Annotated in this window: 19 protein-coding genes; 13 read left to right on the plus strand and 6 right to left on the minus strand. The window is 72.4% G+C overall.

The window, feature by feature from the left end; all coding sequences use genetic code 11:
• Positions 1–200 precede the first annotated feature (200 nt).
• The 4 genes from ACQP1V_RS23745 to ACQP1V_RS23760 all read left to right on the plus strand — a co-directional run bounded on the left by ACQP1V_RS23745 (position 201) and on the right by ACQP1V_RS23760 (position 3,317).
• Positions 201–1,247 carry a LacI family DNA-binding transcriptional regulator gene (locus ACQP1V_RS23745; protein ID WP_433411813.1) on the plus strand — a complete coding sequence of 349 codons (1,047 nt, stop codon included), beginning with the start codon at positions 201–203 and terminating at the stop codon, positions 1,245–1,247.
• Positions 1,244–2,335: a M20 family metallopeptidase gene (locus ACQP1V_RS23750; RefSeq protein WP_433411815.1), complete on the plus strand. Its 1,092-nt coding sequence runs from the start codon at positions 1,244–1,246 to the stop codon at positions 2,333–2,335. Before ACQP1V_RS23745 ends, ACQP1V_RS23750 begins: the two co-directional genes overlap by 4 nt.
• A gap of 212 nt (positions 2,336–2,547) precedes the next feature.
• Positions 2,548–2,898 carry a hypothetical protein gene (locus tag ACQP1V_RS23755; RefSeq protein WP_433411817.1) on the plus strand — a complete coding sequence of 117 codons (351 nt, stop codon included), beginning with the start codon at positions 2,548–2,550 and terminating at the stop codon, positions 2,896–2,898.
• Positions 2,895–3,317, plus strand: coding sequence for a DUF3147 family protein (locus tag ACQP1V_RS23760; RefSeq protein WP_433411819.1), 423 nt, complete (start codon positions 2,895–2,897; stop codon positions 3,315–3,317). The genes ACQP1V_RS23755 and ACQP1V_RS23760 overlap by 4 nt, the downstream gene beginning before the upstream one ends.
• A gap of 104 nt (positions 3,318–3,421) precedes the next feature.
• On the opposite strand, the gene ACQP1V_RS23765 is transcribed toward ACQP1V_RS23760, so the two are convergent.
• Both ACQP1V_RS23765 and ACQP1V_RS23770 read right to left on the minus strand, forming a co-directional pair.
• Entirely contained in the window at positions 3,422–3,787 is a 366-nt protein-coding gene (locus ACQP1V_RS23765) for a GntR family transcriptional regulator (protein ID WP_433411821.1), read from the minus strand.
• Positions 3,784–4,668, minus strand: coding sequence for a hypothetical protein (locus ACQP1V_RS23770; protein ID WP_433411823.1), 885 nt, complete (start codon positions 4,666–4,668; stop codon positions 3,784–3,786). The genes ACQP1V_RS23765 and ACQP1V_RS23770 overlap by 4 nt, the downstream gene beginning before the upstream one ends.
• 273 nt (positions 4,669–4,941) lie before the next feature.
• On the opposite strand from ACQP1V_RS23770, the gene ACQP1V_RS23775 reads away from it, so the two are divergent.
• The 3 genes from ACQP1V_RS23775 (at position 4,942) to ACQP1V_RS23785 (ending at position 7,046) form a co-directional block, all read left to right on the plus strand.
• A complete protein-coding gene (locus ACQP1V_RS23775) occupies positions 4,942–5,907 on the plus strand; it encodes a GlxA family transcriptional regulator (RefSeq protein ID WP_433411825.1) in 966 nt (321 codons plus the stop codon).
• Positions 5,908–5,909: 2 nt separating this feature from the next.
• The gene (locus ACQP1V_RS23780) at positions 5,910–6,533 is read left to right on the plus strand and encodes a DJ-1/PfpI family protein (RefSeq protein WP_433411828.1); all 624 of its coding nucleotides are present in this window, start codon (positions 5,910–5,912) and stop codon (positions 6,531–6,533) included.
• A 252-nt stretch (positions 6,534–6,785) separates the two neighbouring features.
• Positions 6,786–7,046 (plus strand): hypothetical protein, encoded by a 261-nt coding sequence (locus ACQP1V_RS23785; protein ID WP_433411830.1) that lies wholly within the window; start codon positions 6,786–6,788, stop codon positions 7,044–7,046.
• 49 nt (positions 7,047–7,095) lie between these two features.
• Here ACQP1V_RS23785 and ACQP1V_RS23790 read toward each other — a convergent pair whose 3' ends face one another.
• The 4 genes from ACQP1V_RS23790 to iolC form a co-directional block, all read right to left on the minus strand.
• Entirely contained in the window at positions 7,096–7,962 is an 867-nt protein-coding gene (locus tag ACQP1V_RS23790) for an alpha/beta fold hydrolase (RefSeq protein WP_433411833.1), read from the minus strand.
• Between the two features lie 108 nt (positions 7,963–8,070).
• Positions 8,071–8,847, minus strand: a complete 777-nt coding sequence (locus tag ACQP1V_RS23795) for a nuclease-related domain-containing protein (protein ID WP_067133415.1) — start codon at positions 8,845–8,847, stop codon at positions 8,071–8,073.
• Positions 8,848–9,084: 237 nt separating this feature from the next.
• Positions 9,085–10,959: a 3D-(3,5/4)-trihydroxycyclohexane-1,2-dione acylhydrolase (decyclizing) gene (gene iolD, locus ACQP1V_RS23800; RefSeq protein ID WP_433411836.1), complete on the minus strand. Its 1,875-nt coding sequence runs from the start codon at positions 10,957–10,959 to the stop codon at positions 9,085–9,087.
• 96 nt (positions 10,960–11,055) lie between these two features.
• The gene (gene iolC, locus ACQP1V_RS23805) at positions 11,056–12,018 is read right to left on the minus strand and encodes a 5-dehydro-2-deoxygluconokinase (protein WP_433411838.1); all 963 of its coding nucleotides are present in this window, start codon (positions 12,016–12,018) and stop codon (positions 11,056–11,058) included.
• A 373-nt stretch (positions 12,019–12,391) separates the two neighbouring features.
• On the opposite strand from iolC, the gene ACQP1V_RS23810 reads away from it, so the two are divergent.
• The 6 genes from ACQP1V_RS23810 to ACQP1V_RS23835 are packed head-to-tail and all read left to right on the plus strand — an operon-like array spanning position 12,392 to position 17,530.
• Positions 12,392–13,438, plus strand: a complete 1,047-nt coding sequence (locus ACQP1V_RS23810; RefSeq protein ID WP_387414205.1) for a hydrogenase expression protein HypE — start codon at positions 12,392–12,394, stop codon at positions 13,436–13,438.
• Positions 13,439–13,455: 17 nt separating this feature from the next.
• Positions 13,456–15,252 carry a nickel-dependent hydrogenase large subunit gene (locus tag ACQP1V_RS23815; RefSeq protein WP_387414203.1) on the plus strand — a complete coding sequence of 599 codons (1,797 nt, stop codon included), beginning with the start codon at positions 13,456–13,458 and terminating at the stop codon, positions 15,250–15,252.
• A 10-nt stretch (positions 15,253–15,262) separates the two neighbouring features.
• Positions 15,263–15,862, plus strand: coding sequence for a NifU family protein (locus ACQP1V_RS23820; protein WP_387414201.1), 600 nt, complete (start codon positions 15,263–15,265; stop codon positions 15,860–15,862).
• A gap of 10 nt (positions 15,863–15,872) precedes the next feature.
• Positions 15,873–16,601 (plus strand): DUF5947 family protein, encoded by a 729-nt coding sequence (locus ACQP1V_RS23825; RefSeq protein WP_433411841.1) that lies wholly within the window; start codon positions 15,873–15,875, stop codon positions 16,599–16,601.
• A complete protein-coding gene (locus ACQP1V_RS23830; RefSeq protein WP_433411844.1) occupies positions 16,598–16,864 on the plus strand; it encodes a hypothetical protein in 267 nt (88 codons plus the stop codon). The genes ACQP1V_RS23825 and ACQP1V_RS23830 overlap by 4 nt, the downstream gene beginning before the upstream one ends.
• An 18-nt stretch (positions 16,865–16,882) precedes the next feature.
• Positions 16,883–17,530, plus strand: coding sequence for a DUF6084 family protein (locus tag ACQP1V_RS23835; protein WP_433411846.1), 648 nt, complete (start codon positions 16,883–16,885; stop codon positions 17,528–17,530).
• Positions 17,531–17,534 lie beyond the last annotated feature (4 nt).

Below are 17,534 nucleotides of genomic sequence, written 5' to 3' on the forward strand. Positions count from 1 at the left end.
GCAGGTAAAAGTGTGGGGAGTGTGGTAATCGATTACCAATTTCTGGGATGCTAGCGAGCAGCACAAACGGGCGTCAAGGTGACGTAAGCCCCACGACGATCTATCGTTCTGCTGAACTCATCAGTGAGGAAGCTCACAGATCGACAACAAGCCGTCCGCCCCCGACAGGACAGGGAAATCGATTACACAATGAGGGCACCATGGGCGTGACAATCCACGACGTGGCCAGGGCGGCCGGCGTCTCCGTGGCCTCGGCCTCCCGCGCCCTCTCGGGGCGGCGCAAGGTCACCCCCGAGATCGCCGAGCGGGTGTCCCGCGCCGCCGCCGAGCTGGGATACCAGCCGAACGCGGTCGCCAAGGCGCTGCGTGACCGGACCACGGGCACGATCGGCATGATCGTCCCCGGCATCGGCAACCCGTTCTTCACCACGATCGTCGAGGCGGTCGAGCACCAGCTCCAGGAGACCGGGCGCGATTTGCTCCTGTGCGCGTCGCAGTACCGGCCGGACGTCGAGGCCAGGCGGCTTGAGACGCTGCTCGCCCGGCGGGTGGACGGCCTGATCATCAGCCCGTGTGACATCGAGGCCAGCGTACCCGCTGTGCTGAACGCCGCCCGGCGCGTCCCGCTGGTCCAGGTCGACCGGCACATCGAGGGCGGCGGAGCCGACTGGGTGGGCGTGGACGACGACTCCGCCCTGGCCCAGGCGGTCGAGCATGTGGCCGCGGGCGGCGCGCGGACGGTCACGTTCGTGGGCAGCCGTCTGATGAACTCCTCGGCCAGATCCCGCCTGTCCGGCTTCGAGCGGGCCGCCGCCCGGGCCGGGGTGAACGCCACGGCGCCGCTGCTCGGCGAGTTCACTCTTGAATGGGGCATCGAGGCGGGCCGCCTGCTGCTGCTCGACGGCGAGACCATGCCCGACGCCGTCGTGTGCGGCAACGACGAGATCGCCGTGGGGCTGGTGCGCGCGCTCCGGGCGGGCGGCGTCCGGGTGCCCGACGACATGTCGGTCGTCGGCTTCGACGACGTCGGGCACGCCACGATGTGCGACCCCCCGCTCACCACCGTCCGGCAGCCGGTCGAGGAGATGGCGGCCGAGGCGGTGCGCCTGCTCGGGCAGGTCCGGGTGAGCGACCCGAGGCCCGCCCAGCGCATCGCGATCGCCCCGCGGCTCGTCGTACGGGAGACCAGCCGACCGGTGGCCGCCGGCGGCGCGAACGGAACAGAAATGGGAAGGGGAACCGCGTGAACGAGGCGGTGGAGCTGGCCCGCGACCTGATCAGGATCGACTCGGTCGGCGGCGGCGAGGCGGCGGTCGCCGAGCCGCTCGCCCGGCGGCTGTCGGCGGCGGGCTTCGACGTGCGGGAGCATCGGTACGCGCCGGGACGCACCGGACTGGTGGCCCGCTGGGGGGCCGGCGTCCCGGTCGTCCTGACCGGGCACCTGGACACGGTGCCGCTGGGCGGCCAGGCGTGGGCGCATGACCCGCACGCCGCCGAGGTGGACGGCGACCGCCTCTACGGGCGCGGTTCCAGCGACATGAAGGCCGGGGTGGCCGCGCTCGTCGTCGCCGCCGAACGGCACGTGCGCGGCTCGGGCCCGCGGGCGGCCCTGGAGGTCGTCCTCACCGCCGGCGAGGAGACCGGGTGCGAGGGCGCGATCGACATGATCGCCACCGGGATGGTGGGCGAGGCGCGGGCGATGCTGGTGGCCGAGCCGACCGCCAACCGGGCGCTGCTCGGGCACAAGGGCGCGCTGTGGCTCAAGGCCGTCGCCCGCGGGCGCACCGCGCACGGCTCGATGCCGCATCTGGGGGACAACGCGATCTACACGCTGGCCCGCGCGATCGGCGCGGTCGAGCGGTTCGACCCCGGCGTGCCCGCCCACCCGTGGCTGGGCGCCCCCACCGCCAACGTCGGCACGGTACGCGGCGGGATCAACGTGAACTCCGTCCCCGACCTGGCCGAGGCGACCGTGGACATGCGCACCGTCGCCGGCCAGGACCACGCCGAGCTGCGCGCGCGGCTGGGGCGCGCCCTCGGCGGGGAGACCTCCCTCGAGGTGCTGACCGACCTGCCCGCCGTGTGGACCGACCCGGACGACGCCTTCGTCCAGGCGCTGCTCGCGGCGGGGGCCACGCCGCCGGGCGACCGGCCCGCGGCCAGCTACTTCACCGACGCGTCCGTCCTGGTCGCCGCCGGTGGCGGAACGCCGGCCGTGATCTGCGGTCCCGGGGAGCCCGAGCAGGCCCACGTCACCGACGAGTACTGCGTGATCTCGCGCATCGAGGAGGCCGTCGAGATCTACACCGGAGCTCTGGCCCGGCTCGCCCCCTGACGCCGTCCGCCATGCGGCGGGGTCCGGGAACGGTGATCGGCCGCCCAAGCCTGTCACCTGTACGGCACGGCTCCGGCGGAATCGCCCGGACGGGTGTTACAAAGGCGGGATCTCCTGTCCGCCGCGCGAGCGTGGTCTCCGCGTGCCTCCCCCGCGCCGGTTCCGGCGGAGGACGGTGAGGCCGGCGGCCGGGCGGACTGTGGGAGGCGAGATTGGGCGAGGTGCTGGTGCTCGCCGCTCGGGGACTCTGCGGCGGCCTCTTCGTCATGGCGTTCGCGCTGATCGGAGAGCTGGTCATGCCCAAGCAGTTCGCCGGGATCTTCTCCGCCGCCCCGTCCGTCGCGCTCGCCGGCATGACCATCACGATGGCGGTAAATGGAGCCGTGCCGGTCGCGGAGTCCGCCCTCGGGATGCTCGCCGGTGCGGTCGCGCTGGTGGCCTACTGCGCCTCGGCCGTCCCGCTGGTCACGCGTCTGGGCGCGACGGTCGGCACCGTGGCCGCACTCGCTGCCTGGGCCGCCACGGCCACCGTCTGCCGAGTGCTGCTCACAGTGGTCGGATGAGCCCGTCGATGAGGATCCGCGTCGAGCCCGCACACCTGAAGAAGATCACCAAGCGTGAGATGGCGGTGCGGTTCGTCTTCGGCGCGGTGATCTCGGTGGCCGCCGCGCTGATCGGCCGCGCCTGGGGCGAGGTCACCGGCGGGGTCTTCCTGGCCTTCCCCGCCATCCTCGCGGCGACGCTCACGCTCATCCAGCATGAGGAGCACAACCGGAGGCCGGCTGCCCAGGACGCGCGCGGCGCGATACTCGGCGCGGTCGGCATGATCGTGTACGCCGCCTGCGTCTGGGTGCTCGCGACCCGGATCCCGACGCCGCTCGCCCTGCTCGCCGGGCTCGGCGCCTGGGCGGTCGTCTCCGCCGCCCTGTACTTCCTCGTCTGGGACATCTTCCGTCGCGGACGCTCCGGATCCGATCGCTGACCGTCTGTTCCGCCATGCCGGTCGTCGCCTTTCCCGCGGCGGCCCCGGCAGCGCCGAACCGCGCGAAAGCCCATCCGGCGGGACCGGCTGCGCGTGCCCGAGGGCTATCGCTCGTCGGCCAGTCTCGTCAGGGCGGCGACGGCTTCCTCGGCGGTGCCGCCGAGCCGGACCACCTCGGCGAGGTAGGCACGGGCGTGCTCCCTGATCAGCTCCTCCCGGGCCGGGCCGGGCTCGGGTTGCGACAGGACACGGGTGCCGCCGCCACGCTTTCCAGTGACGTATCCGCCCTGCTCAAGCTCCTTGTACGCCCGCGCCACCGTGCCGGCCGCCAGGCCGAGATCCGCGGCGAGCTGCCGGACCGGCGGCAGCCGGGTGCCCGCGCTCAGCACCCCGCACCTGATCAGCTGAGCGAGCTGCGCCCGGATCTGCTCGTACGGCGGCGAGGGACTGGTGACGTCGACCTCGATCATGACGTCCTGATCCGGGTGCGGGAGAACAGCTCGGCCAGGTACCAGACGGCCGAGGCGACGGCGATGAGGGCGACCCCCAGCACCGCGAACCCGGCGGGCCCGGCCCAGCCGGCGAGGTCGCTCTGCCGGAAGAGGGCACCGGCGGCGACGACGGCGACGCCGGTCAGCGGCAGGGCCACGCAGAGGCCGTAGGCCGCGGTGACGACCCGGGCAGAGTGGGCGCGTTGCGCGTCGTCCACCGCTCTGGCCGCCGCGTCGAGACCGGGGCGTCCGCGCTGGACGACCCGGTGGACGACCAGAGCGGAGAGCAGGAACGCGGCCGCCAGCATGGCCAGCATCGGCCACGCGTAGAACCAGCCGGGCCACGGACCCACCGCGCTGCGCACCGTGCCGTCGGCGCTGATCATCGCCAACGCCCGCCCGGGCCGGCCGAGATCGTCGTCGGCGGCGGTGACGGAGGTGACGGTCAGCAGCACGACGGCGATCAGCGACAGCACCGCGGCCAGCGGCGCGGAGAATGCGGGCAGGTAGTCACGGGCGCGTCTGATCTCCAGCGAGGCCCCCCGGACCGGACCGTGCGGTCGCTGCACGGTCAGCTCGCCGGCCAGCGTGCCGACCAGGAGCCCCACCCCCAGCACGGGAGCCGCCAGCATCGGCCCCCGGCCGAGACCGTCCCAGGCGAACACGACCCAGGACGCCGCGACTCCGGCGGCGAGCCCGGCCAGCCGGGGCCACAGGAGCCGCCTTGACGTGGCGCGCAGCACGGCCGCGTCACCGCCGGCCGGGACGCGTACCACCCGGTTCAGCGACAGCAGCACCGCGAGAAGCACGGCGACGAGCACGAGAAGCGCCGTGAGGGGAAGGACAAGCACAGCCGTCATGCCGACTCCTTTGTATCAATCCGTTGGCACAAAGATTGCCCCACTCGGCGACTTGTTGCAACTCGCTGATACAAATCCGCCGCCCGGCAGCTCGCCGCACCTGCCCGGCCGACGCCACCACGGGCAGACACTCGCACCCGCGCACCCGCGAGATCACCCAGGTGGGCGTGCGTACGGACCGGTCCCGCCTGGCCTGTCGGAGCACCTCGTATGGCATGAAATGCAATAGTCGTGGCGTTGCAGCCAAATCGGGCCGGTGACCAGGATGGAGGCGTGCCCCGCGACGTCGTCCTTGTGATCTTCGATGGCTTCCAGCTCTTCGACCTGGCCGGACCTGCCGACGTGTTCGCCACCGCGAACCTGCTGCTCCGCGCCGACGGCTACCGGCTGCGGGTGGCCGCCGTCCGGGCCGGCGCCGTACCGACGCATTCGGGCATCGACGTCGCCGCACAGCTCTCGCTCGGCGAGGTGGCGGAGCCGCTCGACACCCTGCTGGTCGCGGGCGGGCTGTCCGTGCCCTCGCACCTGCGGGACCGGGACCTGGTCGGCGGGATCGCCCGGCTGGCGAGTTCCGCCCGCCGGGTCGCGTCGGTGTGCAGCGGGGCGCTGCTGCTGGCCGAGGCCGGGCTGCTCGACGGCAGGCGCGCGACCACCCACTGGCTGACGGCCGACGATCTCGCCTCCCGTTATCCCGGCGTCCAGGTGGACGCCGACTCGATCTACGTCCGGGACGGCGACATGTGGACCTCCGCCGGGGTCAGCGCCGGGGTCGACCTCGCCCTGGCCATGGTGGCCGAGGACCACGGGCACCGCCTGGCCCGGGACGTCGCGCGGGGCCTCGTCGTATACCTGCACCGGCCCGGCGGACAGAGCCAGTTCAGCGTGCCGCTGCGCGCGCTCACCCCGCGCAGCGAGCCGCTGCGGGAACTGCAGGCGTTCATCGACGCCAACCCCTGCGCGGACCTGAGCGTCCCGGCCCTCGCGCGGCGCACGGGGATGAGCGCGCGCCATTTCTCCCGGGTCTTCACCGCGCAGACCGGCGTCCCGCCCGGCCGGTACGTCGAGCGAAGCCGGGCCGACGCCGCCCGGCGCCTGCTGGAGACGACCGACCACCCCCTGGACCGGGTCGCCCGCGAGTGCGGGCTGGGCAGCCCGGAGACCCTCTACCGAGTCTTCCGCCGGCACTGGCGGATCTCACCGGGCGATCACCGCCGCCGATTCCACCTCACGGAGAGCTGATCATGCACGTCGCCATCCCGCTCTATCCCCGGTTCACCGCCCTCGACGCGGTGGGACCGTACACGGTGCTGGCCTTCGCGCCCGGCTGGCGGGTCACCTTCGTGGCCCCCGAGACGGGACCGGTGCTCGACGACCGGGGCACCCTCACCCTCACCGCCGCCGCGCGCCTCGCCGATCTGCCGCGCCCGGACATGATCCTGGTCCCCGGCGGCGTCGGGACACTGGACGCCCTGTCCGATCCGGCCCTCGTCGGCTGGATCGCCGCGGCGCACGAACACGCCCGGTGGACGACCTCGGTCTGCAGCGGGTCATTCCTGCTGGGCGCCGCCGGGGTGCTGCGCGGCCGCCGGGCGACCACGCATTGGGGCTTCCTCGACCGGCTCGCCGAGTTCGGCGCCGAACCGGTGAGCGAGCGGGTGGTCGCCGACGGGACGGTGGTCACCGCGGCGGGCGTATCGGCCGGGATCGACATGGCGCTGACGCTGCTGGCCGAGGCCGCCGACCCGACGACCGCCCAGGCGGTGCAGTTGGCGATCGAGTACGACCCGCGGCCGCCGTTCGGCGCGGGCTCCCCGAAGACCGCCCCGGCCGGGCTCGCCGAGCGGGCCCTGAGCCTGATCAACTGACGGACGCCGCCGGGCCGGCTGATCGGGCGCGGACGCGGTCCACGGGAGCCGCTCGACTGTGTGACCACGCCCGCCGGCCCACGGGACCCCGTCTGTGGCGTCCCGGCACGGACACCACTACCCTCGACAGCGCCCGCCCAGGACACTCCTCGGCGACGCGACGGCGCGCGAGCGGGGCCGCCCGGACGGAGCGGAGCAGCGTCCATGTCGCACAATGGCCTGAGCGCCCGATGACCGTGTGTGAGGAGAGCCGTGAACCTCAAAGACAACCTCGACGTCGCCATGAGCGCCAGGGAGATGGCGGACAGCGCGCCGGCCGGGTCGCTGCGCCAGGCCGCGGCCGCGTCCGTCGCGATCAGCTGCGCCACCGCCCGCGACATCGACCAGGCACGCGTCGCGCTCGACGGCATCACGCCCGAGGAGGTACGGCAGGCCGCCATCGAGATCTTCGACCGGCTCGCCACCGTCCCCGACGCGGGGCCGGGCGGGGAGCCGGACGCGTCCGCCCCGTGACGCACCGGCGCCGGGGGCGCCGGATACACCGTGACCCTTTGTTCCGCCGTCAGCGACGCACCGCGTCCAGCAGGGCCGTGAGGATCTCCTCGGCGTGGGTCCACAGCAGCGAGCCGCCCGCCTCGGGCAGTAGGTGCCTACGCGAGGCGGGTATCCGGCGCGCCAGCTCGGCCCCGTGGTCCGGGGAGTGGACGCTGCTCGCGTCGTGCCCGCCGTACCAGAGGTCCACGGGAACGGTGATCAGGGACGGGTCGAAGGGCCAGCGTCCGAAGGCCAGGACGAGATCGCGGACGTAGCCCGCGGGCCCCTGGCGGAAGCCCTCCTCCAGCGACGCGCGGTAGACCGCGGCGAAGTCCGGATCGGTGTAGACGGCCAGATCGACCTCGGAGCTCGTCCCGACCACCAGGCGCCACATCATCGCCGCGTCGGCCTCGCGGGCGAACTCCCTCTCGAACCCCCCGGGGTCGGCGGCCACGGCCCGGAGCAGATCGGCCAGGCCCGGGTCGAGCAGATCGGCGAAGGCCGGGTAGGTGAGATCGTCCTGCCCCGAGACCACGGCCACCGCCTTCGGCAGCCCCGCCGCCGCGCACGCCAGCGCGAACGGCGCGCCCTGGGAGAAGGCGACGATGCCGTACTCCGGCAGCTCCAGCCGTTCGGCGAGGTGCGCCACGTCGGCGGCCCAGCTTTCCAGCGTCCGGCCGGGGAGCGGGGCGGACGCCCCAAGCCCCGGGCGGTCCACGGCGATCAGCCGCGCGCCGAGCCGGCCGAGCGCGTCGGCGCCGAACCCGAGGCCGCGCCCCATCGCCGCGCCGGAGAAGTACAACACCGGGGTGCCCTCCGGCGGCCCCCACTGCGCCCATCCCAGCGTGCGGCCGTCAGGCAGTTCCGTCTCGCCGAGCAGGTCCGGGGCGCTCACTCCGTGAATCATGACCGGCCATTCTAGGCACGCGCCCGCGCCCGGCCAACGGGTTTGCCTACGCAGGCCGGGCCGTACACGGGCGGTGCCAGAATGCGCCGGAAGGCCTCAGAACACGCGGCGCAGGATCCGGGCGGCGGTGCGGGTGAGCAGTTCGACGTCTTTCTCGTCGTAGCTCGCTTCACCCGTGCCGAGGATGATCCGGGACACCACCCGGGGATAGGCGAGGGCGAGCCCCTCGGCGACCACCAACCCGCGCGGCCCATGGGGTGTGAACAGCTTGCCGCCGTGCACCGCGAGGATCGGCTGGACGGTCACCTCGATGCCGGACTCGCGGCTCAGGCGCTCGGCCATGGCGGCCGCCGCGTCGGTCAGCCCCTTGGCGAAGGCGCTGCCGTACTTCTCGTCGAAGAACAGCCGGTCGCCGTAGCGGGCGATGTAGATGTCGGGGCCCCATGCCTCGTTGTCCACGATCCACACCCCGCCGGGGCCGATCACGAGGTGGTCGATCGAGGGCTCCCCCGGTACGGCACGGCCGTCGAGCACGTTGTATCCGCGTCGCCGCAGGGCGCGGCGGAGCAGCTTGCCGGTGCGGATCTCGCCGCGCCGTTTGCCCCGCCACACGGCGGTGGACTCGTGGTCCCACCAGACGAAGAGCAGGTCGCCTCCGGCCGCGACGGCGGCGCCGAGGGGGACCGTCAATACCGGCATGAGCCCGAACCGGACCGACAACAGGAGCCCGGCCACGGCGCCGATGCCCGCGATCCAGCGTCGTCGTTTGATCCGGGAGGGCCGGGCCTCATGCCAGAACTGCTCGTACCACCACTGTGGGGAACTCCCCTGGAACTTCTCATCTTGCTCGACATAGATGGATTGGCCGGGCACAGGGCACCCCCGAGCGAGGAAGTGGGAGAAATGCGCTTGATCACGCAGTACCCGATAGATCGCCCAGCCTCGACGGAGGTAAGTGAATTAACCCGGCAAAGATACACACACCATGTCAACATCGGACACACTACTCAAAGCGACCTCACCGGCACCCTCAGGCACGACGACATCGGGCCCCGCGACAGTGTCACGACAGCGCTGGGGTCCCACGCGGATCGTCCGGCGTCCGCCCCGTCAGAGGTAGGGCCGCTGGTCGCGCTTGCGCTCCTCGTACCGCTCCCGCGCCGCCCGCGTCTCGGGGGCGCGCGACACCTCCGCGACCGGGACGTCCCACCAGGCCTGGGCCGGCGGCCCCTCCCCCGGGACCGGCTCGGCGTACACGACCGTGGTGGTCCTGGCCGCGAGCGCCTTGGCGAGCGCGGCGCGCAGGCCGTCCGGGTCCCTGGCGGTCAGCACGTCGGCGCCGAGGCTGGCCGCGTTGGCGGCCAGATCGACGGGGAGTGGGCCGCCGTCCAGCTCGCCGGAGCTACCGCGCAGCCGGTACGCGGTGCCGAGCCGCCGCGCGCCCACCGACTCCGACAGGCCGCCGATGGAGGCGAACCCGTGGTTGTCGACCAGGACGACGACGAGTTTGACGCCCTCCTGCACGGCGGTGGCGATCTCCTGGGCCATCATCAGGTAGGACCCGTCGCCGACCAGCACGACCACCTCACGCTCGGGCCTGGCCAGCTTCACGCCCAGCCCGCCCGCGATCTCGTAGCCCATGCAGGAGTAGCCGTACTCGACGTGGTACTGGTCGGGGTCGCCCGGCCGCCACAGCCGATGCAGGTCGCCGGGCATCGACCCGGCGGCGTTCACGACCACGCCGCCGTCCGGCAGGTCGTTGAGCGCGTCGTTGACGACGCCGAGGAGTACCGGCTGGGTCAGCTCGCCGCCCGAGGTGGCGCGGCCGATCTCCTCCCGCCATTCTCCGGCGAGGCGGGCCGCGCGCGCGGACCACTCGGGGTCGGCCCGCCAGGCCGGTGCGCCGACCGTCCTGCCGACCGCCGCGTCGAGGGCGAACAGCGCCTCCTTCGCGTCGGCGACGAGCGTCTCGCCCGCGTTCTTGGCCGCGTCGAACGCGGCGACGTTGATGTTGAGGAACCGCGCGCCGCCGAAGAGCGTGCGCGAGGCGGTGGTGAAGTCGGTGTAGCGCGTCCCGATGCCGATCACCAGGTCGGCCTCGCGGGCCAGCGCGTTCGCCGCCGCGGTGCCGGTGTGGCCGACGGCGCCCGCCGCGAGCGGGTGGTCGTACGGCAACGCGCCCTTGCCCGCCTGCGTCTCGGCGACCGGGATGCCGTGCTTCTCGGCGAAGCGCCGCAGCTCCTCGCACGCCTCGCTGTACTTCACCCCGCCGCCCGCGACGATCAGCGGCCGCCGCGCGGACTCGATCGCGCGTACGGCGCGCGCCAGCGCGGCGGGCTCGGGCACCGGCCGCGGGACGTGCCACACGCGGTCGCGGAACAGCTCCTCCGGCCAGTCGTACGCCTCGGCCTGCACGTCCTGGGGCAGGGCGAGCGTGACCGCGCCGGTCTCGGCCGGGTCGGTGAGCACCCGCATCGCGGCGAGCAGCGCCGACGGCAGCTGCTCGGGACGGTTGATCCGGTCGAAGAAGCGGGAGACCGGACGCATCGTGTCGTTGACGGTCACGTCGGAGAAGCGTGGGTCCTCCAGCTGCTGGAGCACCGGCGCGGAGACCCGGGTGGCGAAGACGTCGCCGGGCAGCAGCAGCACCGGGATCCGGTTGATCGTGGCCAGCGCCGCGCCGGTGACCATGTTGGTCGCGCCGGGACCGATCGAGCTGGTGCAGGCGAAGGTGGACAGCCGGTTCGCCGCCCGCGCGTAGCCGACGGCGGTGTGGACCATCGCCTGCTCGTTGCGCGCCGGACAGTACGGCAGGGCCGACCGGGCGCCGGCGCCCTGCTCGGCCAGCGCCTGGCCGACTCCCGCGACGTTGCCGTGGCCGAAGATGCCGAGGCAGCCCTCGATGAGCCGCCGCTCCACGCCGTCCCGCTCGCTCCACTGCCGGGACAGGAAGCGGACCAGCGCCTGGGCCGTGGTGAGTCTCACGATGACGTTCCTCCCGATGTCTCCAGCAGGCCGACCGCGTCGGCCACCAGGTCCGGCCGCCACGCGCGCCCGTCGGGCAGCCGGCGGTGGTCCTCCTCACGCATCTGACGCGTCCCCCCTCGAAGAGTCGCCTGACAGGACGGCCTCGACCTCGCCGGCCGTGGGCATCGCGGGCGCGCAGGCCAGCCGTCCCGCGACGATCGCGCCCGCCGCGTTCGCGAAACCCAGGATCCGCTCCAGCGGCCAGCCGGCGAGCAGGCCGTGGCAGAGCGCCCCGCCGAAGGCGTCACCGGCGCCGAGCCCGTTGACGACGTCCACCGGGACCGGCGGCACCTCCACGGCCTCTCCCCTGCTCATGCCCAGTACGCCCGCCGATCCGCGCTTGACGATCGCCACTTCGACCCCGGCGTCCAGCAGCGCCCGCGCCGCCTCGTACGGCTCCCGCGTGCCGGTGGCCACCTCGACCTCGTCGACGTTGCCGACCGCGACGGTGACGTGCGGGAGGGCGCGGCGCACCTGCTCGGCGGCGGCCTCCCCGCTCGGCCAGAACATCGGCCGGTAGTCGAGGTCGAGCACCGTGTGCGGGCGCCGCCCCCGGGCGCGCCAGGCCGCGAAGTGCGCGCTCCGGGACGGCTCCTGGGACAGGCCGGTCACGGTCGCCCAGAACAGGGGCACCCGCGCGATGGCGTTCAGGTCGAGTTCGGACGGGAGGATCTCCAGGTCCGGCGCCTTGGGGAAGCGGTAGAAGTAGAGCGGGAAGTCCTCCGGCGGCCGGATCTCGCAGAACGTCACGGGCGTGGGCAGGCCGGGCACCGGGAGGACGTACCGGTCGTCCACACCGTACTCACGCAGCGCGTCGTGGACGAACAGGCCGAACGGGTCGGCCCCGGTGCGGGTGATCACGGCGCTCGACCGGCCCAGCCGGGCGGCGGCCACCGCCACGTTGACCGGGCTGCCGCCGAGGTACTTGCCGAAGGTCTCCACCTCCCGCAGCGACACCCCGATCTGCAGCGGGTAGACGTCCACACCGACCCGGCCGATGGTGAGCACGTCCGTCACTCCGCGCTCCTCGGGGACGTGACGAACGCTCCGGCGCGGCCCAGGCCCGGCGAACCCACACACATGTCGACTCCTTGCCCACAGACCTCCAGTTGTAAATGACCAACGATGCCGCGTCAAACATTTGTCAGGACATCCTGACGAACTATCAATCCTGTCGCGCCGCCGGCGCGCCCTCCCGGCAAACCCCTCCGCGGGTAACGGGGACCGCCGCCACCGGCCAAATAACCGCAGGTCATCTGGGGTGCACTAGGTGCGCGACGCACTTACCAAGGCAGCCGGAGGTTGATAGACGTTGAGGCACACGGCGTCGGCGCACACCGCGTTGATGCGCAGCGCGTGACGCCCCGCTGTGGCCAAGAGGGGGGTAGGCATGAGCGCACCAGCGGTTACCGCGGCGCTGGACGAGGTGCACATCCTGTGGACCTCAGAGGGGATGAGCTGCGACGGAGACACGGTGTCGGTGACCGCCGCGTCGCTGCCCAGCATCGAGGACGTCGTCCTCGGCCTCGTCCCCGGCCTGCCGAAGGTACACCTGCACAACAAGGTGCTGGCCCCGCAGGTGGGCGACGAGTTCATGGCGGCCTTCCACCGCGCCGCGCGGGACGAGCTCGGCGCGTTCATCTTCGTCGTCGAGGGCTCGATCCCCAACGAGAAGATCAACGGCGAGGGTTACTGGACGTCCATGGGCAACGACCCGGTCACCGGCGACCCCATCACGGTCAACGAGTGGATCGACCGGCTCGCGCCGAAGGCGTGGGCGGTCGTCGCGGCGGGCACCTGCGCCACGTACGGCGGCATCCACGCGATGGCGGGCAACCCGACCGGCTGTATGGGGCTCACCGACTACCTCGGGGCCGACTTCCGCTCGGCGGGCGGGCTGCCCATCGTGAACGTTCCCGGCTGCCCGGTGCAGCCGGACAACTTCATGGAGACCCTGACCTGGCTGCTCTACCAGGCCGCCGGCCTGGCGCCGATGATCCCGCTCGACGAGCGGCTCCGGCCGACGTGGCTGTTCGGCAAGACGGTCCACGAGGGCTGCGACCGGGCCGGCTACTACGAGCAGGGCGACTTCGCCAAGGACTACAACTCGCCCAAGTGCCAGGTACGCATCGGGTGCTGGGGCCCGGTGGTCAACTGCAACGTCACCAAGCGCGGCTGGATGGACGGCATCGGCGGCTGCCCCAACGTGGGCGGCATCTGCATCGGCTGCACCATGCCCGGGTTCCCCGACAAGTTCATGCCGTTCATGGACGAGCCGCCCGGCGGCAAGGTCTCCTCGGCGATGTCCAGCGTGTACGGGGGGATGATCCGCAGGCTGCGCGGGATCACGAACACGACGGTCAACGAGGAGCCCCGCTGGCGGCACAACCGACCCAAGCTCACCAGCGGATACGCGCCGCGCTGGCCGCAACGCTAGAAGAGGGGAACGACACGGTGGCAATCCGATCGCAGAAGGCGCCCGAGGAGCAGCGGACGCTGGTGGAGATGTCCTGGGACCCGATCACCAGGATCATCGGGAACCTCGGCATCTACACCAAGATCGACTTCAGCAACAAGGAAGTCGTGGAGTGCAAGAGCACGTCGTCCCTGTTCCGGGGCTACAGCGTGTTCATGCGCGGCAAGGATCCGCGGGACTCACACTTCATCACCAGCCGGATCTGCGGCATCTGCGGCGACAACCACGCCACCTGCTCGGTCTACGCCCAGAACATGGCGTACGGCATCAAGACGCCGCCGCTCGGCGAGATGATCATCAATCTGGGTGAAGCCGCCGAGTACATGTTCGACCACACGCTCTTCCAGGACAACCTGGTGTTCGTCGACTTCTGCGAGCAGATGGTCAAGGAGACGAACCCGGGCCTGCTGCGCCGGGCGGAGACGACCGAGGCACCGCACGGCCACATCCACGGCTATCGCACGATCGCCGACATCATGCGCGCCTTCAACCCGTTCACCGGGGCGGTCTACCGCGAGGCGCTGCAGATGAGCCGGCTCACCCGGGAGATGTTCTGCCTGATGGAGGGACGGCACGTCCACCCGTCCACCATCTATCCCGGAGGCGTGGGGACGGTCGCGACGCCGCAGGTGTTCACCGACTACCTGGTGCGGCTGCTACGGGCGCTGGACTTCATCAAGAAGGCCGTCCCGATGAACGACGACGTCTTCGACTTCTTCTACGAGGCGCTGCCCGGCTACGAGGAGGTGGGGCGGCGGCGGATCATGCTCGGCTGCTGGGGCGCGTTCCAGAACCCCGGCGTGGTCGACTATGACTACCGCACGATGAACGACTGGGGCCGCGCGATGTTCGTGACCCCGGGCATCGTCCTGGACGGGCAGCTCCTGACGACCAACCTGGTCGACATCAACCTCGGCATCCGCATCCTGCTGGGCAGCTCCTACTACGACGACTGGGAGAACGAGGAGACGTTCGTCACCCGCGACCCGCTCGGCAACCCGGTGGACCAGCGGCACCCGTGGAACCAGACGACCCTGCCCCGGCCGCAGAAGCGCGACCTGGAGAACGGCAACTACTCCTGGGTCATGAGCCCCCGCTGGTACGACTCGCGCACCGGCGACCACCTCGCGCTGGACACGGGCGGCGGCCCCATCGCCCGCCTCTGGACCACGGCGCTCGCCGGCCTGGTGGACACCGGAACGGTCAAGGCGACCGGCCACAGCGTCATCATCAACCTGCCCAAGAGCGGACAGCTCCCCGAGATGCAGTTCGAGTGGAAGATCCCGAAGTGGTCCAACACCATCGAACGGGACCGCGCCCGCGTCTACTTCATCGCGTACGCGGCGGCGATGGCGGTCCACTTCGTGGAGCAGGCCCTCGGCGAGGTCAGGGCGGGGCGTACCAAGGTCTTCACCGACTTCGACGTCCCGGAGGAAGGGCTCGGCTGCGGCTTCCACGAGGCCGTCCGTGGCGTCCTTTCGCACCACATGGTGATCCGCGACGGCAAGATCGCCAACTACCACCCGTACCCGCCGACGCCGTGGAACGCCAGCCCGCGGGACATCTACGGGACGCCCGGTCCGTACGAGGACGCGGTGCAGGGGATGCACATCTTCGAGGAGAACGGCCCGGAGAACTTCAAGGGCATCGACATCATGCGCACGGTGCGCAGCTTCGACCCCTGCCTGCCGTGCGGCGTGCACATGTACCTCGGTGAGGGCAGGGTGCTCAGGCAGGTCCACTCCCCCACTCTTGGCACGAGTGTGTCGGGCTGAGGTGGGGCTGATGGCAGCGCACATCCCGCTGACGGACGAGGAGGCCGCCGACCGCGCGCACCGCGTGGAGGAGCTGCTCCAGCGGGTCGAGTCGATGACCGACCCGCAGGCCCGCGCCACCGTCACGGAGCTCCTCCAGCCGCTGCTGGAGCTGTACGGCGAGGGCCTGGCGCGGATCATGGCGGCGGCCGTGACCGCGGGCGGCGCTTCGCTGGGGAGCGCCCTGGCGGCGGACGAGCTGGTCGGGCACCTGCTCCTGCTGCACGGCCTGCACCCGTCGGACGCCGAGACCCGCGTACGGAAGGCGGTGGAGCGGGCCGCCCCGCGCCTGGGCGGGGCGAGCGCCGAGCTGGTCGCGATCGAGGCGGACGGCGGCCCGGCGGACGACGAAACGGGCGCGGCCCCCGGCGGTCCGGTGGCCCGGGTCCGGCTGCGCCGCCGCGGCGGCTGCCGCTCCACGGTGCCCGCGCTCCGCGCCGCGCTGGAGGAGGCGATCCGCGACGCCGCGCCCGAGATCGTGCGGGTCGAGATCGAGGAGGCGGCCCCTCCGGCGGCCGTGATCCCCGTGGACAGCCTGCTGCGCGGCCGTTCCGGCGCCGGGACGTCGTGAGGCGGCCGCGATGGAACGACGGATCACGACGAACGCCCTGCGCCGGTATCTCACCCGGCGCCAGAACACCACACCGCCGGACACACCGCAGGACACGCCGCAGGACGCCACGGGCGCGGACGCCACGGCGGCCGTCGAGCGGTGCGACCTTTGCGGGACACCGGTCACGGACGGGCACCGGCACCTGGTGGACCTGTCCAGCCGCGAGCTGCGCTGCGCGTGCCGCCCCTGCGCGACGCTCTTCGACCGGCCCGGGGCGGGCGGCCGGCAGTACCGGGCCGTCCCCGACCGCCGCTGGCACCTGCGCGGCTTCGCGCTGGACGACGCGGCCTGGGACGCCCTGCGCATCCCCGTCCGGATGGCGTTCTTCTCCCACGACTCGACCGCGCGGCGGGCGGTGCTCCTCTACCCCAGCCCGGGAGGCGCGGTCGAGTCGCCGCTGGCCCGCGTGACCTGGGCCCGGCTGGAGGCGGCCAATCCCGTGCTCGGCGGGCTGACCCCCGACGTGGAGGCGCTGCTGGTCGACCGTACGGGCGACGCGCGCGACCACTGGATCGTGCCGATCGACGACTGCTACGCGCTGGTGGGCCTCATCCGGACGCACTGGAAGGGCCTGGCCGGTGGGCCGGACGTCTGGCGCGAGATCGCCGCCTTCTTCGCCGAGCTGCGCCGCGGGGCCGCGACCATGGACGCCCGCGGCGCACGTGACGGGAACCGACCGGAAGGAGCCCGGCCATGACGAAGTCGAGCACCGCGACCAAGGTCAAGCCCAAAGCCGGGAAGGGCAGGGCGCCCGCGGCGATCAGGACGGGGCGCGCCATGGTCAGCCCGGACTTCACCTCGCATCTTCAGGGGGTCAACGAGGGGAACGCGACGGGACACTACGAGCGCCAGCGGGGCCACCTCCCCGACGGCCGCTCGACCGCGGCGCGATCCACCGGGATCAACCCGAGCGCGCACGACCCCATCGACCCGCGTATGCCGAACCTCTCCCCGGCCTGAGGAGGAGGCGAGCATCCGATGACGACGACGGCCTGCCCGCCCGCGCTGCGGGTGACGGTCGAGGGCGTGGAGGCGGCCGAGTTCGCGGCCGTCCCCACGCTGCGGTTCCACGCGCGGCTCGACAGCACGGGCCCCGCCGAGATCCGTTCGCTCGATCTGCACGCGCAGATCCGCATCGCGGCGGCGCGCCGCTCCTACGACGACGAGGCGCAGGAACGCCTCGCCGAGCTGTTCGGTCCGTCGCGAGATTGGGGCCGCACGCTGCGCGGCCTCCTGTGGACGCACGCCACGGTGCGGGCCCCCGCCTTCCACGACGGCCGCTGCGCCGCCGAGATCCCGGTGACCTGCACGTACGACTTCGACGTGGTCGCGACCAAATACCTGCACGCCCTGCCGGGCGGGGAGGTCCCGCTGGAGTTCCTCTTCAGCGGGACGATCTTCTACCTGGAGGACGGGCTCCTGCGAGCGGCCCGCGTCCCGTGGGACACCGAGGCCGAGTTCACCATGCCGGTACACGTCTGGAAGGACCTCATGGACCACTACTTCCCCGGCAGCGCCTGGCTGCGCCTGGACCGCTCGGTCTTCGACCGGCTCTACGCCTACAGGGTCCGCAACACGCTCACCGGCTGGGACGACGTGATCTCCGCCCTTCTGGAAGGGCGGTGAGGGG

This window comes from Microtetraspora malaysiensis (assembly GCF_050947145.1).
Lineage (GTDB): Bacteria > Actinomycetota > Actinomycetes > Streptosporangiales > Streptosporangiaceae > Microtetraspora_A > Microtetraspora_A malaysiensis.